The organism is Cellulosimicrobium sp. MI9406 (assembly GCF_040595865.1).
GTDB classification, from domain to species: domain Bacteria; phylum Actinomycetota; class Actinomycetes; order Actinomycetales; family Cellulomonadaceae; genus Cellulosimicrobium; species Cellulosimicrobium funkei.
The window spans coordinates 1-16,447 of the sequence record NZ_JALIZI010000009.1 but is presented as its reverse complement, the minus strand read 5'-3'; the positions used below and the strand labels follow the sequence as shown (position 1 = coordinate 16,447).

General features: G+C 75.0%; 18 protein-coding genes. 8 read left to right on the top strand and 10 right to left on the bottom strand.

Annotation, left to right across the window (positions count from 1 at the left end):
• Window positions 1-83: 83 nt before the first annotated feature.
• On the top strand, window positions 84-752 hold the full coding sequence (locus MT994_RS16395; protein ID WP_354807228.1) for a hemolysin III family protein: 669 nt from the start codon (window positions 84-86) through the stop codon (window positions 750-752).
• A gap of 46 nt (window positions 753-798) precedes the next feature.
• Here MT994_RS16395 and MT994_RS16390 read toward each other — a convergent pair whose 3' ends face one another.
• Genes MT994_RS16390 through mca form a run of 3 tightly spaced genes read right to left on the bottom strand, consistent with a single transcriptional unit; the run spans window position 799 to window position 2,974 of the window.
• On the bottom strand, window positions 799-1,605 hold the full coding sequence (locus MT994_RS16390; RefSeq protein ID WP_241005843.1) for a carbon-nitrogen hydrolase family protein: 807 nt from the start codon (window positions 1,603-1,605) through the stop codon (window positions 799-801).
• A 2-nt stretch (window positions 1,606-1,607) separates the two neighbouring features.
• Window positions 1,608-2,036 carry a hypothetical protein gene (locus MT994_RS16385; RefSeq protein WP_083711928.1) on the bottom strand — a complete coding sequence of 143 codons (429 nt, stop codon included), beginning with the start codon at window positions 2,034-2,036 and terminating at the stop codon, window positions 1,608-1,610.
• On the bottom strand, window positions 2,033-2,974 hold the full coding sequence (gene mca / locus MT994_RS16380; protein ID WP_051028194.1) for a mycothiol conjugate amidase Mca: 942 nt from the start codon (window positions 2,972-2,974) through the stop codon (window positions 2,033-2,035). The genes MT994_RS16385 and mca overlap by 4 nt, the downstream gene beginning before the upstream one ends.
• A gap of 208 nt (window positions 2,975-3,182) precedes the next feature.
• Here mca and MT994_RS16375 point away from each other — a divergent pair, with 208 nt between their 5' ends.
• Window positions 3,183-3,617 (top strand): DUF4307 domain-containing protein, encoded by a 435-nt coding sequence (locus MT994_RS16375; protein ID WP_061267455.1) that lies wholly within the window; start codon window positions 3,183-3,185, stop codon window positions 3,615-3,617.
• Window positions 3,618-4,045: 428 nt separating this feature from the next.
• Window positions 4,046-4,528 carry a transcription elongation factor GreA gene (gene greA / locus MT994_RS16370; RefSeq protein WP_021483866.1) on the top strand — a complete coding sequence of 161 codons (483 nt, stop codon included), beginning with the start codon at window positions 4,046-4,048 and terminating at the stop codon, window positions 4,526-4,528.
• Window positions 4,529-4,622: 94 nt separating this feature from the next.
• Here greA and ilvA read toward each other — a convergent pair whose 3' ends face one another.
• The 3 genes from ilvA to MT994_RS16355 form a co-directional block, all read right to left on the bottom strand.
• Complete coding sequence (gene ilvA, locus MT994_RS16365; protein ID WP_354807097.1) at window positions 4,623-5,888, bottom strand: threonine ammonia-lyase; 1,266 nt, start codon at window positions 5,886-5,888, stop codon at window positions 4,623-4,625.
• Window positions 5,885-7,195 carry an AI-2E family transporter gene (locus MT994_RS16360; RefSeq protein ID WP_081600043.1) on the bottom strand — a complete coding sequence of 437 codons (1,311 nt, stop codon included), beginning with the start codon at window positions 7,193-7,195 and terminating at the stop codon, window positions 5,885-5,887. The genes ilvA and MT994_RS16360 overlap by 4 nt, the downstream gene beginning before the upstream one ends.
• A gap of 79 nt (window positions 7,196-7,274) precedes the next feature.
• Window positions 7,275-8,516: a cystathionine gamma-synthase gene (locus MT994_RS16355; protein ID WP_086150864.1), complete on the bottom strand. Its 1,242-nt coding sequence runs from the start codon at window positions 8,514-8,516 to the stop codon at window positions 7,275-7,277.
• Window positions 8,517-8,709: 193 nt separating this feature from the next.
• On the opposite strand from MT994_RS16355, the gene MT994_RS16350 reads away from it, so the two are divergent.
• The 5 genes from MT994_RS16350 to MT994_RS16330 all read left to right on the top strand — a co-directional run bounded on the left by MT994_RS16350 (window position 8,710) and on the right by MT994_RS16330 (window position 13,676).
• The gene (locus MT994_RS16350; RefSeq protein WP_354807095.1) at window positions 8,710-9,504 is read left to right on the top strand and encodes an SDR family oxidoreductase; all 795 of its coding nucleotides are present in this window, start codon (window positions 8,710-8,712) and stop codon (window positions 9,502-9,504) included.
• Between the two features lie 145 nt (window positions 9,505-9,649).
• Complete coding sequence (gene msrA / locus MT994_RS16345; RefSeq protein ID WP_021479764.1) at window positions 9,650-10,324, top strand: peptide-methionine (S)-S-oxide reductase MsrA; 675 nt, start codon at window positions 9,650-9,652, stop codon at window positions 10,322-10,324.
• Between the two features lie 264 nt (window positions 10,325-10,588).
• Entirely contained in the window at window positions 10,589-11,737 is a 1,149-nt protein-coding gene (locus MT994_RS16340) for a hypothetical protein (RefSeq protein ID WP_021479763.1), read from the top strand.
• A gap of 162 nt (window positions 11,738-11,899) precedes the next feature.
• On the top strand, window positions 11,900-12,739 hold the full coding sequence (locus MT994_RS16335; RefSeq protein WP_354807093.1) for an aldo/keto reductase: 840 nt from the start codon (window positions 11,900-11,902) through the stop codon (window positions 12,737-12,739).
• 151 nt (window positions 12,740-12,890) lie between these two features.
• A complete protein-coding gene (locus MT994_RS16330) occupies window positions 12,891-13,676 on the top strand; it encodes a CPBP family intramembrane glutamic endopeptidase (protein ID WP_354807227.1) in 786 nt (261 codons plus the stop codon).
• Between the two features lie 20 nt (window positions 13,677-13,696).
• On the opposite strand, the gene MT994_RS16325 is transcribed toward MT994_RS16330, so the two are convergent.
• The 4 genes from MT994_RS16325 to MT994_RS16310 all read right to left on the bottom strand — a co-directional run bounded on the left by MT994_RS16325 (window position 13,697) and on the right by MT994_RS16310 (window position 16,334).
• Window positions 13,697-14,524 carry a phosphatase PAP2 family protein gene (locus MT994_RS16325; protein WP_354807092.1) on the bottom strand — a complete coding sequence of 276 codons (828 nt, stop codon included), beginning with the start codon at window positions 14,522-14,524 and terminating at the stop codon, window positions 13,697-13,699.
• A gap of 134 nt (window positions 14,525-14,658) precedes the next feature.
• On the bottom strand, window positions 14,659-15,330 hold the full coding sequence (locus MT994_RS16320; protein ID WP_354807091.1) for an SRPBCC family protein: 672 nt from the start codon (window positions 15,328-15,330) through the stop codon (window positions 14,659-14,661).
• Entirely contained in the window at window positions 15,327-15,719 is a 393-nt protein-coding gene (locus MT994_RS16315; protein WP_354807225.1) for a metalloregulator ArsR/SmtB family transcription factor, read from the bottom strand. The genes MT994_RS16320 and MT994_RS16315 overlap by 4 nt, the downstream gene beginning before the upstream one ends.
• Window positions 15,720-15,758: 39 nt before the next feature.
• A complete protein-coding gene (locus MT994_RS16310; protein ID WP_354807089.1) occupies window positions 15,759-16,334 on the bottom strand; it encodes a GNAT family N-acetyltransferase in 576 nt (191 codons plus the stop codon).
• Window positions 16,335-16,447: the final 113 nt, after the last annotated feature.

Sequence of the window (16,447 nt, the reverse complement as noted above, 5' to 3'; positions counted from 1 at the left end):
ACCGCACCCCGAGCGCGCCGCCCGCCGACCCGGGCCCCGCGCATGCATCCGGCACCGACGCGCTCGAGTCCGTCCGCGAGAACGTGGGCGACGCCGTCGCGAAGGTCGCCGAGGTCGTCAAGCCGCGCCTGCGGGGCTGGATCCACGCGGGGACGTTCCCCGTCGCCCTCGTCGCGAGCATCGTGCTCGTGCTCGTCGCGCCGCCCGTGGCGGGCAAGGTCGCGTGCGCCGTCTTCGGCCTCAGCGCGTGCCTGCTGTTCGGCACGAGCGCGGTCTACCACCGCGGCACGTGGTCCCCGCGCGTCGCCGGCGTGCTGCGACGCGCCGACCACTCGAACATCTTCCTCATCATCGCGGGCACCTACACGCCCCTCGCCGTGCTCCTGCTCCCCCAGCGGACCGCGACGATCCTGCTCGCGATCGTCTGGAGCGGGGCCCTGCTCGGCCTCCTCGCCCGGATCCTGTGGCTCGACGCCCCGCGGTGGGTGTACGTGCCCATCTACGTCGCGCTCGGGTGGGTCGCGGTGGGCTACATGCCCCAGTTCTGGACGACGACGAACGGCCCGGCGATCGTCTGGCTCGTCGCCGTCGGCGGCCTCGCCTACACGCTGGGCGCCGTCGTCTACGGCATCAAGAAGCCCAACCCCAGCCCGCGCTGGTTCGGCTTCCACGAGACCTTCCACGTGCTCACCGTCGTCGGCTACGGGTGCCACTACACCGCGATCCTCATCGCGGCGCTCGCCGCGCGCTGAGCCCCCGCTTCGATGAGGAGTGCCCACCCGGGCGCCCCGCGCCGGCTCAGTCCTTCGGGACGACGACGTAGCGCCGGTTCGCGAGCGACGGGTTGCGCTCGCGCACCGCGGCCAGCGCGGCCGGGTCGAGGTCCGCGCTGCGCAGCTCCGCGCGCTCGCCGAGCTCCAGCCCCACCTGGCCGTCGGGGCCGACGAGCAGGGAGCGCCCGGTCACGCCCCGGCCCGCCTGGCCGACGGCGAGCACGACGGCGGTGTTCTCGATCGCGCGGGCCCGCGCGAGGGTGCGCCACTGGTCCGCCTTGAGCTCGCCCGCCGCCCACGCGGCCGGCACCACCAGCACGTCGGCGCCCGCGTCCACGAGGCGCCGCGCGCTCTCCGGGAAGCGCAGGTCGTAGCAGGTCATCACGCCGAACGTCAGGTCGCCGACGCGGAGCACGAGCGGGGGCGCGGCCGGGTCCCCCGCGTCGAGCCGGTCCGACTCGCGGTGACCGAAGGCGTCGTAGAGGTGCACCTTGCGGTACGTGCCCACGAGGTCGCCCGCGGCGTCGACCGCCACGACGACGTTGACCGCCCGGCCGGGCGCGCTGCCCGGCACGAGGGTCCCCGCCACGACCGCGACACCGTGCTCGCGCGCGAGCCGGCGCAACGTGCCGACGAACGGCCCGTCCAGCGGCTCCGCGTGCTCCGCGCCGGTGCCGCGCGGGTCGAACGCCGCGGCGTACTCCGGCAGCACGAGCAGGTCGGCGCGCACGCGCGCCGCCTCCCGGAACGCCGCGCCGACCGTCACGAGGTTCGCGGCGTGGTCGGCCGAGACCTCGAGCTGCCCGATCGTGACGCGAGCGCCGGTCGCCACGGTCAGCCCTGCCGCTCCGGGCCGCTCTCGTCCGGGCCGCGCGCGTCGCGGGTGCCGCCGGACGTGGAGCCGTCCGGCGCGGCGCCGTCGGACGCGGAGCCGTCCGGTCCGGAGCCGGCGGTCGCGGAGCCGGCGGGGGTCTCCGGGGCGGTCGCGTCGACCGGGCCGTCCGGGCCGATCCCCTGGGTCTCGGCGTTGTGCCGCATGCGTCGGAGCTGGCGCGAGAGCCCGAAGAACAGGGCGACGGTCGCGACCGCCACCGCGAAGATCGCGAGGAAACCGGCGAGACCGGGCGACACGTCGTTCGGGTCCAGGTCCTCGCGCAGCGGGTCGTCCGACGGGCTCGGCGTCGCGGTCTCCGCGACGACGTCCGCCGCCCAGCCCGGGCCGCCCGCGAGCGTCGGCACGTCGAGGAAGGGTGCCGCGCTCACGAGGCCACCTCCTCGCCCGCGACGAGCTCCCGCACGCCGGCGAACAGGTCGTCCTCCGGCAGGTCCGTCGGGACGCGCGACTCCGCGAGCTCGAACTCCTCGAACGGCCACACGTCGACCTCGAGGTCGCGCGGGATCGCGAAGAAGAAGCCCTCCGGGTCGATCTGCGACGCGTGCGCGATGAGCGCCGCGTCACGCTGGGCGTAGTAGCGCGCCACGTGGACGCGCGTCGTGACCTCGCGCTCGGGGATCTCCCGCGCGGACCGCGACTCGACCCAGTCGCCGAACGGCGACTCCAGGCCCGCGCCCTGCATCGCCTCGTGGAGCGTGCGGATGCGGTTCATCGAGAAGTCGTGGTTGTAGTACAGCTTGAGCGGCGACCAGGGCGCCGCACCGCCCTCCCGGCGGTAGCGCTCCGGGTCGCCCGCGGCGTGGAACGCCTCGAACGCGACGCGGTGGCACATGACGTGGTCCGGGTGCGGGTAGCCGCCCGACGGGTCGTACGTCGTGACGACGTGCGGACGGAACTCGCGCACGAGCTCGACCAGCGGCGCGGCCGCCTCCTCGAGCGGCACGAGACCGAACGAGCCCTCGGGCAGCGGCGGCAGCGGGTCCCCCTCGGGCAGCCCCGAGTCGACGAACCCGAGCCACTGCTGCCGGACGCCGAGCGCGCGCGCCGCGGCGGCCATCTCGACGCGACGCAGGGCACGCATGCCCTCGATGTCCGCCGGGCCCTCGCCGAAGCTCGGGTTGAGGATGTCGCCACGCTCGCCCCCGGTGCACGTGGCGACGAGCACGTCCACGCCCTCGGCCGCGTAGCGCGCCGTCGTCGCGGCGCCCTTGCTCGACTCGTCGTCGGGATGCGCGTGCACGGCCAGGAGACGGAGCGTCTCCGGCTGCTCGCGGTGGGTGGTCGATCCGGCCGCGGGTTCGGCCACTGGTCCTCCCGGGTGCGTCGTACGTCTCCTCGCGCGGCCCGGGACGCGGCACAGGACGCCGTGGGTGCACGACGAGGGCCGGGGCTCTGCGAAGATGGGTCGAGGACATGATCCACCACCGCGCCCACACCTGACGAACCGCCGACCACCGCCGGCACCCGCCGGGCCCGCGACCGGGGCGCGGCGGCACCGACCACGGGACCGCACCATGACGAACGAGACCACCGCCCCGCAGCCGAGCCCGAGCACGCCCCTGCGCCCTCCGGCGGGCCGGTACGGGCCCGAGCCCACCGAGCGGCGTCGGCGCCTGGCGGTCGTCGGGATCGTGCTCGTCGCGGTCGTCGGGCTCGCGATCACGTTCGTCATCGGGCTGCGCTACGCGAACGAGCCGGTGCGCTTCAAGGACTTCGGGTACACCGTCGTCAGCCCGGAGCGCGTGGACGTCACGTTCGAGGTGTACATGGATCCCGGCACGACGGCGACGTGCACCCTCGACGCGCTCGCCGAGAGCTACGCGCAGGTCGGCACGGTCGACGTGACGGTCGGCCCCGTCGAGGTCACGGAGTCCCGCTACACCGTGAGCGTCGCGACGTCGGAGCTCGCCACGACGGGGATCGTCCAGTCCTGCCGCCCGGCTCCTTGAGCCGCCCGGCCGTCGTGCCGCCCGGCCGCGACCGTCGCGCGAACCTGCCGCCGGGTCGTCGAGTCCCCGGACCGTCGTGACGTCCGGCTCCCGGACTCCACCGTCGGACTCCGGCCCTCGCGACGCGGCGTGCCTCGGCCCCGGGCCGCGCCGTGGCCGCCCCGCCCCGCGCCGTCGGCACCTCGTGCTTTGCTATCCTGAGGGATTCCCGCACCCGACCGCGTGCGGCCCGCGGCCGGTGCTCGTGACAGGCGACCGACCACCGGGCGACCCGGCGGTCCGGCGGGAACCAGTCCTCCGCGCTGCCACCCGGGCAGCGTCACCGACCCGGGCAGGCAGGCGCTCGCGTGAGCACGCGCCCCGGCTGCCCGACTCTGCACGGCCGTGCCCGGCGCGACCGTCGAACCATGGAAAGGAAGGAGCGAACCGTGACCGACACCACCGTCACCTGGCTGACCCAGGAGGCGCACGACAGGCTGCAGGCCGAGCTCGCCCACCTGTCCGGCGAGGGCCGCACCGAGATCGCGGAGCGCATCGCCGCCGCCCGTGACGAGGGCGACCTCAAGGAGAACGGCGGCTACCACGCCGCCCGCGAGGAGCAGGCCAAGAACGAGGCCCGCATCCGCGAGCTCACCGAGAAGCTGCGCAACGTGCGCATCGGCACGCCGCCGGACGACGGCAAGGTCGAGGCCGGCATGGTCGTCACGGCCGTCGTCGCGGGCGACGAGATGACGTTCCTCCTCGGCTCGCGCGAGATCGCCGGCACGACGGACCTCGACGTGTACTCGCCGACGTCCCCGCTCGGTGCCGCGATCGACGGCAAGACCGTCGGCGACGAGACCAGCTACACCGCTCCGAACGGCAACGAGATCGCCGTGAAGATCACCGCCGCGAAGCCCTTCGAGGGCTGACGCGCCCCCGGCGGCCGCACTCCGCCGGGCGAGACGTGAGAAGTGGCCCCTCCGACACGTGTCGGAGGGGCCACTTCTCGCTTCTCAGGTCTCGTCAGACCCGCGGCGACCCGCCGTCGCTGCGCTCGACGCGGTAGCCCGCGGAACGCAGGTGCGCGACGAGCTCGTCACAGTGCTCGGGGCCCTTGGTCTCGACCTGCATGCGCACCCACGCCTCGCCGATCGCGAGGCCCACGTCCGTGCGGTCGTGGTCGATGTGCATGATGTTGCCGCGCCTCGCCGCGACCGCCTCGAGCATGCGCGCGAGGGCGCCGGGGCGGTCGTCGAGCAGCACCTGGAGCTGGATGTACCGGCCCGCGGCGGCGAGGCCGTGCCGCACGACCCGCAGCAGCACGAGCGGGTCGACGTTGCCCCCGGACAGCACGACGACGACCGGTCCCTCGACCGGGTCCGCCGCGCCCGCGTCGACCGCGGCCGTCCCGGACAGGAGCGCCGCGACGCCCGTAGCGGCGGCGGGCTCCACGAGCAGCTTCGCGCGCTCGGCGACCATGAGGAGGGACCGGGAGATCTCCTCCTCGGTCACGGTGCGCACCCCGACGCCGTGGTGCGCGACGATCCCGAACGGCACCGCTCCCGGGGTCCCGACGGCGATGCCGTCGGCCATCGTCCCGGCGAGCCGGGCCGTCGTCGGCTCTCCTGCGGCGAGCGAGCCCGGGTAGGCGGCGGCGCGCTCCGCCTGCACCCCGATGACGCGCACGTGCGGCGCGGCCTGGGCGAACGCCGCGGCGAGCCCGGCGACGAGCCCGCCGCCGCCGAGCGGGGCGACGACGGTCCGGACGTCGGGCACCTGCTCGAGGATCTCGAGCGCGATGGTCGCCTGGCCCGCGACGACGTCGGGGTGGTCGAACGGGTGGATGAAGACGGCACCCGTGCGGTCGGCCTCGGCGCGCGCGGCGGCGAGCGTCTCGTCCACGTCGGCGCCCACGAGCCGGACCTCGGCACCGTACTGGCGCGTCGCCGCGACCTTCGGGAGCGCGGCGTCGACCGGCATGTACACGACGGCCCGGATGCCGAGCAGTCCCGCGGCGAACGCGACGCCCTGCGCGTGGTTGCCCGCGCTCGCCGCGACGACGCCGCGCGCCTTCTCGTCGGCGCTCAGGCGCGCCATGCGCACGTAGGCGCCGCGGACCTTGAACGACCCCGCGCGCTGGAGGTTCTCGCACTTGAGCAGGACCCGGACTCCCGCCGCCTCGCTGATAGCCCGGGTGGTGTGGACCGGCGTGCGGTACGCGACGCCGTCGAGCAGGCGGGCGGCGTCGCGGACGTCGTCGAGCGGGACGGGCACGGGACCCGAGGTCACCGCGCCTCTCCCGGCGTGCCCTCGCCCGGTGCGTCGGCGACGCCGGCGTCCTGCGTCTCGACGACCGCCGAGCCGCCGGCGTCGTGCGCCCGGCGACCGGGGCGGCGGGCGCCCGTGTCGTCGAGGTCGGACTCGGCGCGCGCGATGACGGGCGGCTGCGGGCTGCCGCGCACGACGACGCGGTCGTCGGTGCCGAGCTCGGGGAACTTGTCGTGGCCGTGCAGGTAGAGCACCACCGTGTTGAGCACCGCGGCGATCGGGACCGCGAACAGCGCGCCGACGATGCCCGCGGCGAAGCTGCCCGCCGCGACGACGAGCAGGACGGCGACGGGGTGCAGCGAGACCGCGTGCCCCATGAGGAAGGGCTGGAGGATGTGGCCCTCGATCTGCTGGACGAGCAGCACGATGCCGAGCATGACGAGCGCCTGCACCCAGCCCTGCGCGACGAGCACGACGAGCACCGCGATGGACCCGGTGACGATGGCACCGACGATCGGGATGAACGACCCGACGAAGACGAGGATGCCGAGCGGCAGCGCGAGCGACGGCACGAAGAACGCGGCACCGACGCCGATGCCGACCGCGTCGACGGCGGCGACGAGGATCTGGGTGCGCGTGTACGCGGCGAGCGTCACGATGCCGCGGCGGCCGGCCTGGTGCACGCGGTCGCGGGCGCGCAGCGGGAGCAGCCCCACGACCCACGACCAGATCGAGCGGCCGTCGAGCAGGAAGAAGAACGTGCAGAACAGGGCGATGAGGGCCCCGGCGAGCACGTGGCCGATGGTCGTCGCCGCGCCCAGCGCGCCCGAGACGATCGAGTCCTGGTTCTCGGAGACCGCGGTCCCCGCCTGGTCGAGCCAGTGCGAGAGCGTGGTGGAGTCGAGGCCGAGGGGGCCGTCGGCGAGCCAGTTCGTGAACTGCTCGAAGCCCTCGACGGCCTGGTCGCGCAGGTCCTGGAAGCCGCTGACGATCTGCTGCCCCGCGATGGCGATGAGCCCCGCGACCACGACGATGAGCGCGATGAGCGCGGCGCCCGACGCGAGGCCGCGCGACATGCGCAGGTGCCGCCGGAAGAACCGCTGGACCGGCGTGAGGAGCACGGTGAGCAGCAGCGCCACCGCGATCGGCACGACGATCACCTTGAGCTGCGTCACGACCCACAGCCCGGCCGCGATCGCCGCGCCGATGAGCAGCAGGCGCCACGACCACGCGGCGGCCGAGCGCACGGCGTCGGGCACGGCCGCTGCGCCGGGACGCGCGGGAGGAAGCGGGTCGGGGGTGCGGTGCTGGTCCGTCTGCGCGCTCACAGCGCAACCCTAGGGGAGCGGCCCCCGCCGCGCGCCCCTGCGCACGGCGAGCCCGCGCGGTGTGCGCAGGATCTCCCCGTCAGGCGAGCGCCTGCCCGAGGTCGGCGAGGAGGTCCTCGACGTCCTCGATGCCGACGGAGAGCCGGACGAGGTCGTCGGGGACCTCGAGCGCCGTGCCGGCGACGGAACCGTGCGTCATGCGTCCGGGGTGCTCAACGAGCGACTCGACCCCGCCGAGCGACTCCGCGAGAGTGAACACCCGCGTGCGCGCGCACACGTCGAGCGCCTTCGCCTCGCTGCCCACGCGGAACGAGACCATGCCGCCGAAACCGGACATCTGACGCGCGGCGAGCTCGTGGCCCGGGTGCGACGCGAGGCCCGGGTAGATCACCTCGGTCACGGCCGGGTGCGCGTCGAGGAACTCCGCGACCGCGGCCGCGTTCGCCTGGTGGCGGTCCATGCGCACCGCAAGCGTCTTGAGCCCGCGCAGCGTGAGCCACGCGTCGAACGGCCCGGCGACGGCGCCCGACGCGTTCTGGTGGAAGCCCACCGCCCCCGCGACGTCCGTGCCGCCCGCGGGCGACGCGAGCCCGCCGGGGAGCTGCGCGCCCGTCGCCACGACGAGCGCTCCCCCGACGACGTCGCTGTGGCCCCCGACGTACTTCGTGGTCGAGTGCACGACGACGTCCGCACCCAGCGCGAGCGGCTGCTGGAGGTAGGGGGTCGCGAAGGTGTTGTCGACGACGAGCAGCGCCCCGGCGTCGTGCGCGACGCCCGCGAGCGCCGCGACGTCGCTCACGCCGAGCAGCGGGTTCGTGGGGGTCTCGACCCAGACGACGCGCGTCTCGGGGCGCACGGCCGCGCGCACGGCCTCGACGTCCGTGAGGTCGACGGGCGTGTGCTCGACGCCCCACGGCCCGAACACGCGGGCGATGAGGCGGTAGGTGCCGCCGTACGCGTCGTCGGGCACGATCACGTGGTCCCCGGGGCGCACGACGGCCCGCAGCAGCGTGTCCTCGGCGGCGAGGCCGGACGCGAAGGCGAACCCGCGCGCGGCGGGCGAGCCGTCCGCCGTCGGGCGCAGGCCCCCGGACTCCGCGGCCGCGAGCGCCTCCTCGAGGGCGGTGCGCGTCGGGTTCGCGGAGCGCGAGTACTCGTAGCCGCCGCGCAGCCCGCCGACGCCGTCCTGCTTGTACGTCGAGACCTGGTGGATCGGCGGCACGACGGCGCCGGTCGTCGCGTCCGGGTCCTGGCCCGCGTGGATCGCACGCGTGGAGAAGCCGGTGGTGGTCCAGTCGGGGTGCTCGCTCGAGGTGGTCACCCGACCAGCCTAGGCGCACCCCCTGCGCCGAGCAGGCGGTCCTGGTCCGTCCCGCTACCCGGACGAGCCAGGACCACCTGCTCGACGGCGGCCATGGCGGGGGGCGGCGGGGCGGTGGCGGCCGCGACCGCCGCGGGGCACGGTAGGGAGGCGGGCGGCGACCGTCGTCCGACGACCCGGAAGGAGCCCGCGCATGAGGATCGACCTGGACGGCAGGAGGGCGCTCGTCACCGGCTCGGCGCAGGGCATCGGGCTCGCGATCGCGCGCACGCTCGCGGCGTGCGGCGCGGCGGTCGTCGTCAACGGGCGCTCCGAGGAGACGGCGCAGCGGGCCGCCGCGGACGTGCGCGAGCACGTGCCCGGGGCGGACGTGCTGGGCGTGGCCGCGGACCTCGCGACCGACGAGGGGACGGCGACCGTGCTCGACGCCGTGCCGCACGTCGACGTGCTGGTGAACAACCTCGGCATCTTCTCGAGCGCGGACCCGCTCGCGATCGACGACGCCACGTGGCGCCGCTACTTCGAGGTGAACGTCCTCGCGGGCGTGCGGCTCACGCGCGCGTACCTGCCGGGGATGACGGAGCGCGGCTGGGGCCGGGTGCAGTTCGTCGGGAGCGACTCGGCGGTCGTGATCCCGGCCGAGATGATCCACTACGGCGTGACGAAGACGGCGCTGCTCGGCGTCTCGCGCGGGTTCGCCAAGGCCGCGGCGGGCACGGGCGTCACGGTGAACAGCGTGCTCGCCGGGCCGACGCACACGGGCGGGGTGGAGGCGTTCGCGCGCGAGCTCGTCGGCGACGACCTGCCGTGGGACGAGGCGCAGCGCGTGTTCATGCGCGAGCACCGTCCGCAGTCGCTGCTCCAGCGCCTCATCGAGCCGGAGGAGATCGCCCACATGGTCGCCTACCTCGCGTCGCCGCTCGCGTCGGCGACGACCGGCGCCGCGGTGCGCGTCGACGGCGGGTACATCGACTCGATCGTCCCGTGAGAGGCTCGGGCCGGACGCGCTCCCGGCCCCCCGGGTCGCGGTGCGTCCGCGGAACACCGACCGCCCCCGCCGCGTTCTACCCCGTGCCAGGACGATGCGTCGTGGGCCAGCGCCCCGGTCGTCCGGGCACCTCAGGAGGTAAGCGATGAACTCGATCTTCGACGCGATCTTCGGCTCGTCCGGCAAGACGACGATGATCGCCCCCGAGGACGCGCTGCCCGGGCGCCAGTCGCCCGTGCTGCAGGCGCCGCGTCCCCACACCGTGCTCGGCACCTCGATCACCGGCCCGTGGCCCGAGGGCACGCGCGTGCTCTACCTGGCGATGGGCTGCTTCTGGGGCGCCGAGGAGATCTTCTGGCAGGTCCCCGGGGTGGTGAGCACCGCCGTCGGCTACATGGGCGGCACGACGCCGAACCCCACCTACGAGGAGGCGTGCACCGCGCGCACCGGCCACACCGAGACGGCGCTCGTCGCGTACGACCCGACGAAGGTCTCCGAGGAGGAGCTGCTCAAGATCTTCTGGGAGCGCCACGACCCGACGCAGGGCTACCGCCAGGGCAACGACGTCGGCACCCAGTACCGGTCCGCCGTGTACTGGACGACGCCCGAGCAGGAGCAGGCCGTCCGCGAGACGGCGGCGCGCTACTCCGCGGTGCTCGAGGCCAAGGGCTACGACCCCGTGACGACCGAGATGCGCCCCGCGGCCGAGGCCGGGCCGTTCTACTACGCCGAGGACTACCACCAGCAGTACCTCGACAAGAACCCGAACGGCTACCGCTGCCACGCGACCACGGGGGTCCCGTTCCCGAGCGCCGCGTAGCCGTCCGGCCGCGTGCCGCGGTCCGGCCCTCGTGGTCCGGGCTGCGGCACGCGTCCTCAGGTACCGAGGCGACGACCTCTGCCCCAGGCAGATCGGCAAATGCTCCACGCCCTGGTGGTGTCGGTACCCGAGGGTGGTCCGTGTCGACGTCGACAGGCGGCCGCGACCGTCCCTGGAGAGACGGTCGTCCAGGCAGGGGTAAGCCCCAGGCGCTTGCGTCAGAGGCGGCACTGGGGCGTTCGTCGTCGACGCTATCATCCCGGCATGACTCAGGGCGAGGGGGCGCACGAGAGCGATGGGGGCACAGGTACGAGCCAGGGAGCGCCTACGTCACTGGTGGTCTGGGAGCTCCTGTCCGAACCGCGCATGGCGCCCTACCTGCGGGTCGCGGACGACGACCGGGCTCGAGCGCTCGATCTCTACGAGTGGAGCTGTCGCACGGCCTCCGCGGCGTTCGAGATCGTCGGCCATCTCGAGGTCCTGATGCGCAACGCCCTCGACCGTGCGCTCGCAGAGCACTTCCGCGAACGCGCCGTGGGCATCCCGTGGTTCCTGCTGCCGGCGCCCGGCGGGGAGTCCGTCGCGGAGCAGGTCGAGACGGTGCGATCTCGCTTGCGCCCACGGGGCCAGGAGAGTCGGCACCAGATCGTCGCGGGACTGAGCTTCGGGTTCTGGTCCGGTCTGCTGGGGTCACGCTACGAAGAGCTGTGGCGAGATGCCGTCCGCCACGCGTTCCCCTACAGCGACGGGCGGAGGAAGCAGGTCTCGTCGGCCGTGGAACGAGTCCGGAAGTTCCGGAACCGGCTCGCCCATCACGACTCCATGGTGAACGTCGACGTCCCGTTCGAGATCAGGCAGGTCGTCGAGCTCGCGGGATTCATCGATCCCGCCGCTGCGCGGTGGCTGGAGCAGTGCTCACGCGCGATGGACGTCTACCGTGAACGACCGGTCACCATCGAGGACACCGTCGTCGTGCCTGCTCCCGACGCGTGGCCCCTGTACGAAGGACATCGCGCGTACGTCTGTCAGGCTGCGCGCGCCTTCCGCCCCGTCGAGAGGATGGCTTTCTACGCGGACCGGCAGATCATGTCGGACGTGCCCAGGATCCAGCACCGCCGGGACGACGTGGCGTGGACGGACGAGGAGGCGGCACGCCTCGAACGGTCGTCGGACCGCTTCGACCGCCGGATAGCCCGCCTGATCCCTGCTGCCCGCCAGGCAGGCTGGACCGGCGGTCGGTACCAGGTGTTCCTCCTCTCCGCGCCAGGCGACCCTCGACACCGGTCGCTACGACAGCCGATCCCGCACCTCGCGACCGGACGCGGATCTGCGTTCGTCCAGCGCCAGCGGTACGTCTCTCTGCACGCGCTCGAGACGGCCGACACCACCGCAGACCTCGATCGACGTGGATGAGGGTCGGGAGCGCCGGAGGGAGCCCCGTTCTCGGGTACCGCTCAGGCGTCGGGCGCGGCAGTCCTCGTGGGGCACGCTGAAGTGCCGAGCCGCGGGCCCTCGGAGGGACGCGTGAGCCGAGCGAGCGAGCGACCGGGCGCGCACCGTGCGTAGATGGAGGGCATGACCTCGATCCCCACCCTCGCGGCGCAGGACGGCACGACGATCCCCGCGATCGGCCTCGGCACCTACCGGCTCCAGGGCGAGGAGGGTGCGGACGCCGTCGCGCGCGCGATCGACGCGGGGTACCGGTTGATCGACTCCGCGTTCAGCTACGAGAACGAGGGCGCCGTGGGTGCGGCGGTGCGCCGCGCGGGCGTCGCACGCGAGGACGTGCTCGTGACGTCGAAGCTCCCCGGGCGCCACCACGCGCACGACGACGCCGTCCGGACGGTCGAGGAGTCGGTGCTGCGCACGGGCCTGGACCAGATCGACCTGTACCTCGTGCACTGGCCCAACCCGCGCGTGGGCCGGTACGTCGAGGCGTACGAGGCGCTCGTGGAGTGCCGCGACTGGGGCCTGGTCCGGCACGTCGGCGTCTCGAACTTCCTGCCGGAGCACCTGGACGCGGTGATCGCGGCGACGGGCGTGACGCCGGTCGTGAACCAGGTCGAGCTGCACCCGTACTTCCCGCAGCCGCTCCAGCGCGCGGCCGACGCGGAGCGCGGCGTCGTCACGGAGGCGTGGAGCCCGATCGGTCGCGCGAACGACCTGCTCCGGGACCCGGTCGTCACGCAGGTCGCGGCCGCGCACGGCGTCTCCCCCGTGCAGGCGATCCTGCGCTGGCACGTGCAGCTCGGCGTCGTGCCGCTGCCGAAGGCGTCGTCGCCGGAGCGTCAGCGCGAGAACCTCGACGTGTTCTCGTTCGAGCTGACCACGCACGAGATGAACGCCCTGACGGGGCTGGCCCGGGCGGACGGGCGCACGAACGACCAGGACCCGGCGGTGTACGAGGAGCTGTAGCGTCGCGGACCGCGCGGCCCGGTCGCGGCCCGGTCCCGGCGCGGCGGCGCGCGCCCGGGCCCGCGGGTCGTGGCACCGTGTGCGCGTGACCTCCGCCGCGCTCAGCCCGCTTCCCGACGCCGCCCGCCCGCCCTGGGCGGTCGGGTCGCCCCTGCGCCTGCTCGCCGCGGTCCTCGTGTCCGGCTCCGCGGTGCTGCTCTTCGCGGTCCACGCGCGCCCGCTCGGGTACGTCCCGCTCGTCCTCGGGGTCGCGCTCGGGCTGCTCGTGGACCGGCGCCTCGGCCGCGACCTCGCGCTGGTCGGCGTCGGGATGGGGATCATCTCGACGATCCCGCTGAAGGCCGACCTGTCCGACGCCGGCATGGTGCGCTTCGCCGTCGTGCTCTCCCTCGCGGTGCTCGTCCCGTGGGCGCTGTCCCGCTTCGTCTTCCGCGAGGACGCCGTCACGTTCCCCGTCGCGACGGGGCGCCGCTGGACGCGGGGGCAGGTCGTGTACCTGGTCGTGGTCGTCGTGGCGGGCTACCTGATCCTGCCGTTCTACTTCATCGGGTCGGGCGCGTACCTCAACTGGCCGCCGATCACGGGCGGCGCGGAGATCGCGCGCCTGTTCGTCGGCGTCAACGCGGTGGGCATCTGGGACGAGCTGTTCTTCGTGTGCGTGGTCTTCGCGCTGTACCGCGAGCACTTCGGGGTGTGGACGGCGAACCTGCTCCAGGCGACGGTCTTCGTGTCGTTCCTCTGGGAGCTCGGCTACCGCGAGTGGGGCCCGCTGCTCACCGTGCCGTTCGCGCTCGTCCAGGGCTGGATCTTCTCCTGGAGCAAGTCCCTCACCTACGTCGTGGCCGTCCACCTGCTGTTCGACGTCGTGGTGTTCGCCGTGCTCGTGCACGCCCACCACCCGGAGCTGTTCGACGTCTTCGTCACCGCGCCGCGCTGACGGCGCGGCCCGCGGGCGGGTCAGGACGGTCGGGCGAGCAGCACGCGGCGCACCCCGTCGACGCGGCACGCCGCCGCGACGGCCGTCGTGGCGGGACCGGCGAGCACCGTCACCGCCGCCACGACCACGGCGACGCCCACGGCCGCGCCGGCCACGACGTCGTGCGGGAAGTGCACGCCCTGGGCGACGCGGGCCGCCGCGACCGCCACGGCCAGCAGGGCCGGCACGACGACCCACACCGCCAGGTCGCGCGTGCGGGAGCGGGTCGCGTGCCGCGCCGGCACGGCGCCGGGGACCCGCACGGCCGGCGCGCCGACGAGGACGACGGCGGTCGCGAGGGCGAACGCGATCGCGGTGTGGTTGCTCGGGAACGACCAGTCGCCCGCCGCGGGGCAGTGCGCGACCTCGACCAGCTCCCAGCAGCCGCGCGGCTGCCGCACGAGCGACTTCACGGCCTCGCTCGCGGCGTAGGCGACGACGGCGCCCACGCCGGCGACGAGCGTCGTCGCGACCGCGGGCGGGCCGCCCCGGCGCGAGCGCCAGGCCACGAGCACGCACCAGGCCACGAGCACGAGCACGCCGCCCTCGGCGACGAGCTCCGTCCCGGGGAGCTCGGCCGTGCGCGCCGTGACGGCGAGGTAGAGGGACTCGCTCGGCCCGCGCAGCATCCGGGCGACGAGGACGACGAGCGCCGCCCCGACGAGCCACGACAGCGCCACGAGCGCCTGCCCCGCCAGCCCGGACGACGGCTCGGGGGCCGTGGGTCCGGCCGGCGCGCCGTCGCTCTCGTCACGCGTCGGGACGGGGTCGGGCAGGGTCGTGGTGCGGGACGAATCGGGCGAAGTCATCGGACGAGGGTATGCCGGGTGAACCACGGGTGAACATCCGCCCCGCGGCGGACGTCCGCCGCGGGGCGTCCCCCCAGGGCGGTACCTCGCGGGACCGCCGGTGCGACCCGCGACCGGCGACCGCGGGGGCGGCCCTACCGGGTGCCCGAGCCGTCCTCGGCGGGGACGTCGTCCGCAGGGACGTAGAACGCCGTCGTGGCGGCGACGCGGGCGGCGACGTCGTCCGCGTCGAGCCCGTCGGCCGCGGCGAGCGCCGCTCCCCACGCCTCGCTGCTCGCGACGTTGAACGCGCGCAGCTCGGGGCTCGCGAGGACGGCCTCGGGGTCGAGCGTCGCCCCGCCGTCGAGGTGCAGCCCGAGGCCCAGCAGGGCGCCGTCCCACCCGACGCCGACCGCCCCCGGGCCGAACTGGTCCCACATCTCCGGCGGCACGACGGCGGTGTGCTCGAGCGTGAGGGTCGTGCCGCCGTCCGGCGCGGGCGCGAGCCGGACCTCGACGACGGACGAGTCCTCCGGCGTCGGCGGACCCATGACCCACGTGAGCCGCAGGAGCCGCGGGGCCTCGCACGCGCGGATCTCCCCGCCGGCGTTGCCCTCGACCTGGTAGGTGCCGCCGACCCGGAGGTCGCCCGTCACGGGCAGGAACCAGCGCGGGATGCGCTCGGGGTCGGTGACGGCGTCCCACACGTCCTCGACGTCGGCCGGGTAGGTGCGCTCGATGGTGACGACCCGTGCCGCACCGGCGGGCAGGTCTCCCGTCCCGACGGTGCGCCGCGCGGCCTCGAGCTCGGCGATGAAGTCCTTCATGCTGTCCTCCTCGTGGTGTCGGCGGGGCGCTCGTCGTCCTCGTCGGCGCCGGGCGCCGTCGCCCGACGGCGCTCGCGGGCACCCCGGGCGAGCTCGGTCCCGAGCGCGTCCAGCCGCTGCTCCCAGAACCGGCGCAGGCCCGCGGTCCAGTCCTCGACCTCGTCGAGGGCCGCCGGGTCGAGCGCGTAGAGGCGCCGGGTCCCGTCCGGGCGGACCGACGCGAACCCGCTGGTCCGCAGCACGCGCAGGTGCTGCGACACCGCGGGCTGGCTGATGCCGAACTCCTCCCCCACGCGCGCCGCGATCTCGCCGGCGGGCTGCTCGCCGTGCGCGAGGTGCTCGAGGATCCGGCGACGCACCGGGTCGCCGAGGACGTCGAACGCTTCCATGACTCCCATCTTTCAGACTGTGCTTATATACGTCAAGGCCTATGTTGCGAGCGCGCGCGCCATGACCCGCTGCGGCCCGGCGCTGCCCCCGAGGTATGCGCCGCGGTCGTGCAGCCCCGCGCGGGCGTACGCGCGCCGCCCCGCCGCGTTGCGGTCGTTGACCGTGAGGACGAGCGCCCCGTACGGCGTCGTCCGCCCCCGCAGCGCCGCGAGCGCCGCGACCGCGCCGGGAAGGTCCCGCACGACGCGCGACCCGACGCCGCCGCCCTGCGCCGCGACGTCGACGAGGAAGCCGCGGAACAGCACGACGTCGTCCGGGGCGACGCCGTCGAGCAGCGCCGCGACCTCGGCCGGGGCACCGCCGGGGTGCAGCACGCCGAGCGCGACGGGGTCGCCGTCCGGCGGGCGGGCGACCAGCAGGTGCCGGCCCGGGTCCGCGTGGGCCGCGGCGACGACGTCGGCCGCGGGCGGCACGAACTCCTCCTGCCCGGGTCCCAGCCGGAGCCGGAGCGCGGCGGCGAGCAGCCGGCCGCGCTCGTCCGGGGGCACCGCGTCGAGCAGCACGAGCTCGACCGGGCCACCCGGAGCCTGCGGCGCGGGCGGCGGAGCCGTCACCGCCGCTTCCCGCCCCGACCGCGGGCGCCCCGGCCCTTCGGCGTGCCGCGGCCCTGCGCGCCGCCCCCGCCGCGCCCGCCGCCCGCTCCCGCACGACCGGCGCCCGCTCCCCC

Excerpts from the sequence above, each read along its gene's own strand:
- MT994_RS16375 (WP_061267455.1), top strand. The coding sequence starts at position 3,183 with ATGACGAACGAGACCACCGCCCCGCAGCCGAGCCCGAGCACGCCCCTG.
- MT994_RS16350 (WP_354807095.1), top strand. The coding sequence starts at position 8,710 with ATGAGGATCGACCTGGACGGCAGGAGGGCGCTCGTCACCGGCTCGGCG.
- msrA (WP_021479764.1), top strand. The coding sequence starts at position 9,650 with ATGAACTCGATCTTCGACGCGATCTTCGGCTCGTCCGGCAAGACGACG.
- MT994_RS16340 (WP_021479763.1), top strand. The coding sequence starts at position 10,589 with ATGACTCAGGGCGAGGGGGCGCACGAGAGCGATGGGGGCACAGGTACG.
- MT994_RS16335 (WP_354807093.1), top strand. The coding sequence starts at position 11,900 with ATGACCTCGATCCCCACCCTCGCGGCGCAGGACGGCACGACGATCCCC.
- MT994_RS16325 (WP_354807092.1), bottom strand. The coding sequence starts at position 14,524 with ATGACTTCGCCCGATTCGTCCCGCACCACGACCCTGCCCGACCCCGTC.
- MT994_RS16320 (WP_354807091.1), bottom strand. The coding sequence starts at position 15,330 with ATGAAGGACTTCATCGCCGAGCTCGAGGCCGCGCGGCGCACCGTCGGG.
- MT994_RS16315 (WP_354807225.1), bottom strand. The coding sequence starts at position 15,719 with ATGGAAGCGTTCGACGTCCTCGGCGACCCGGTGCGTCGCCGGATCCTC.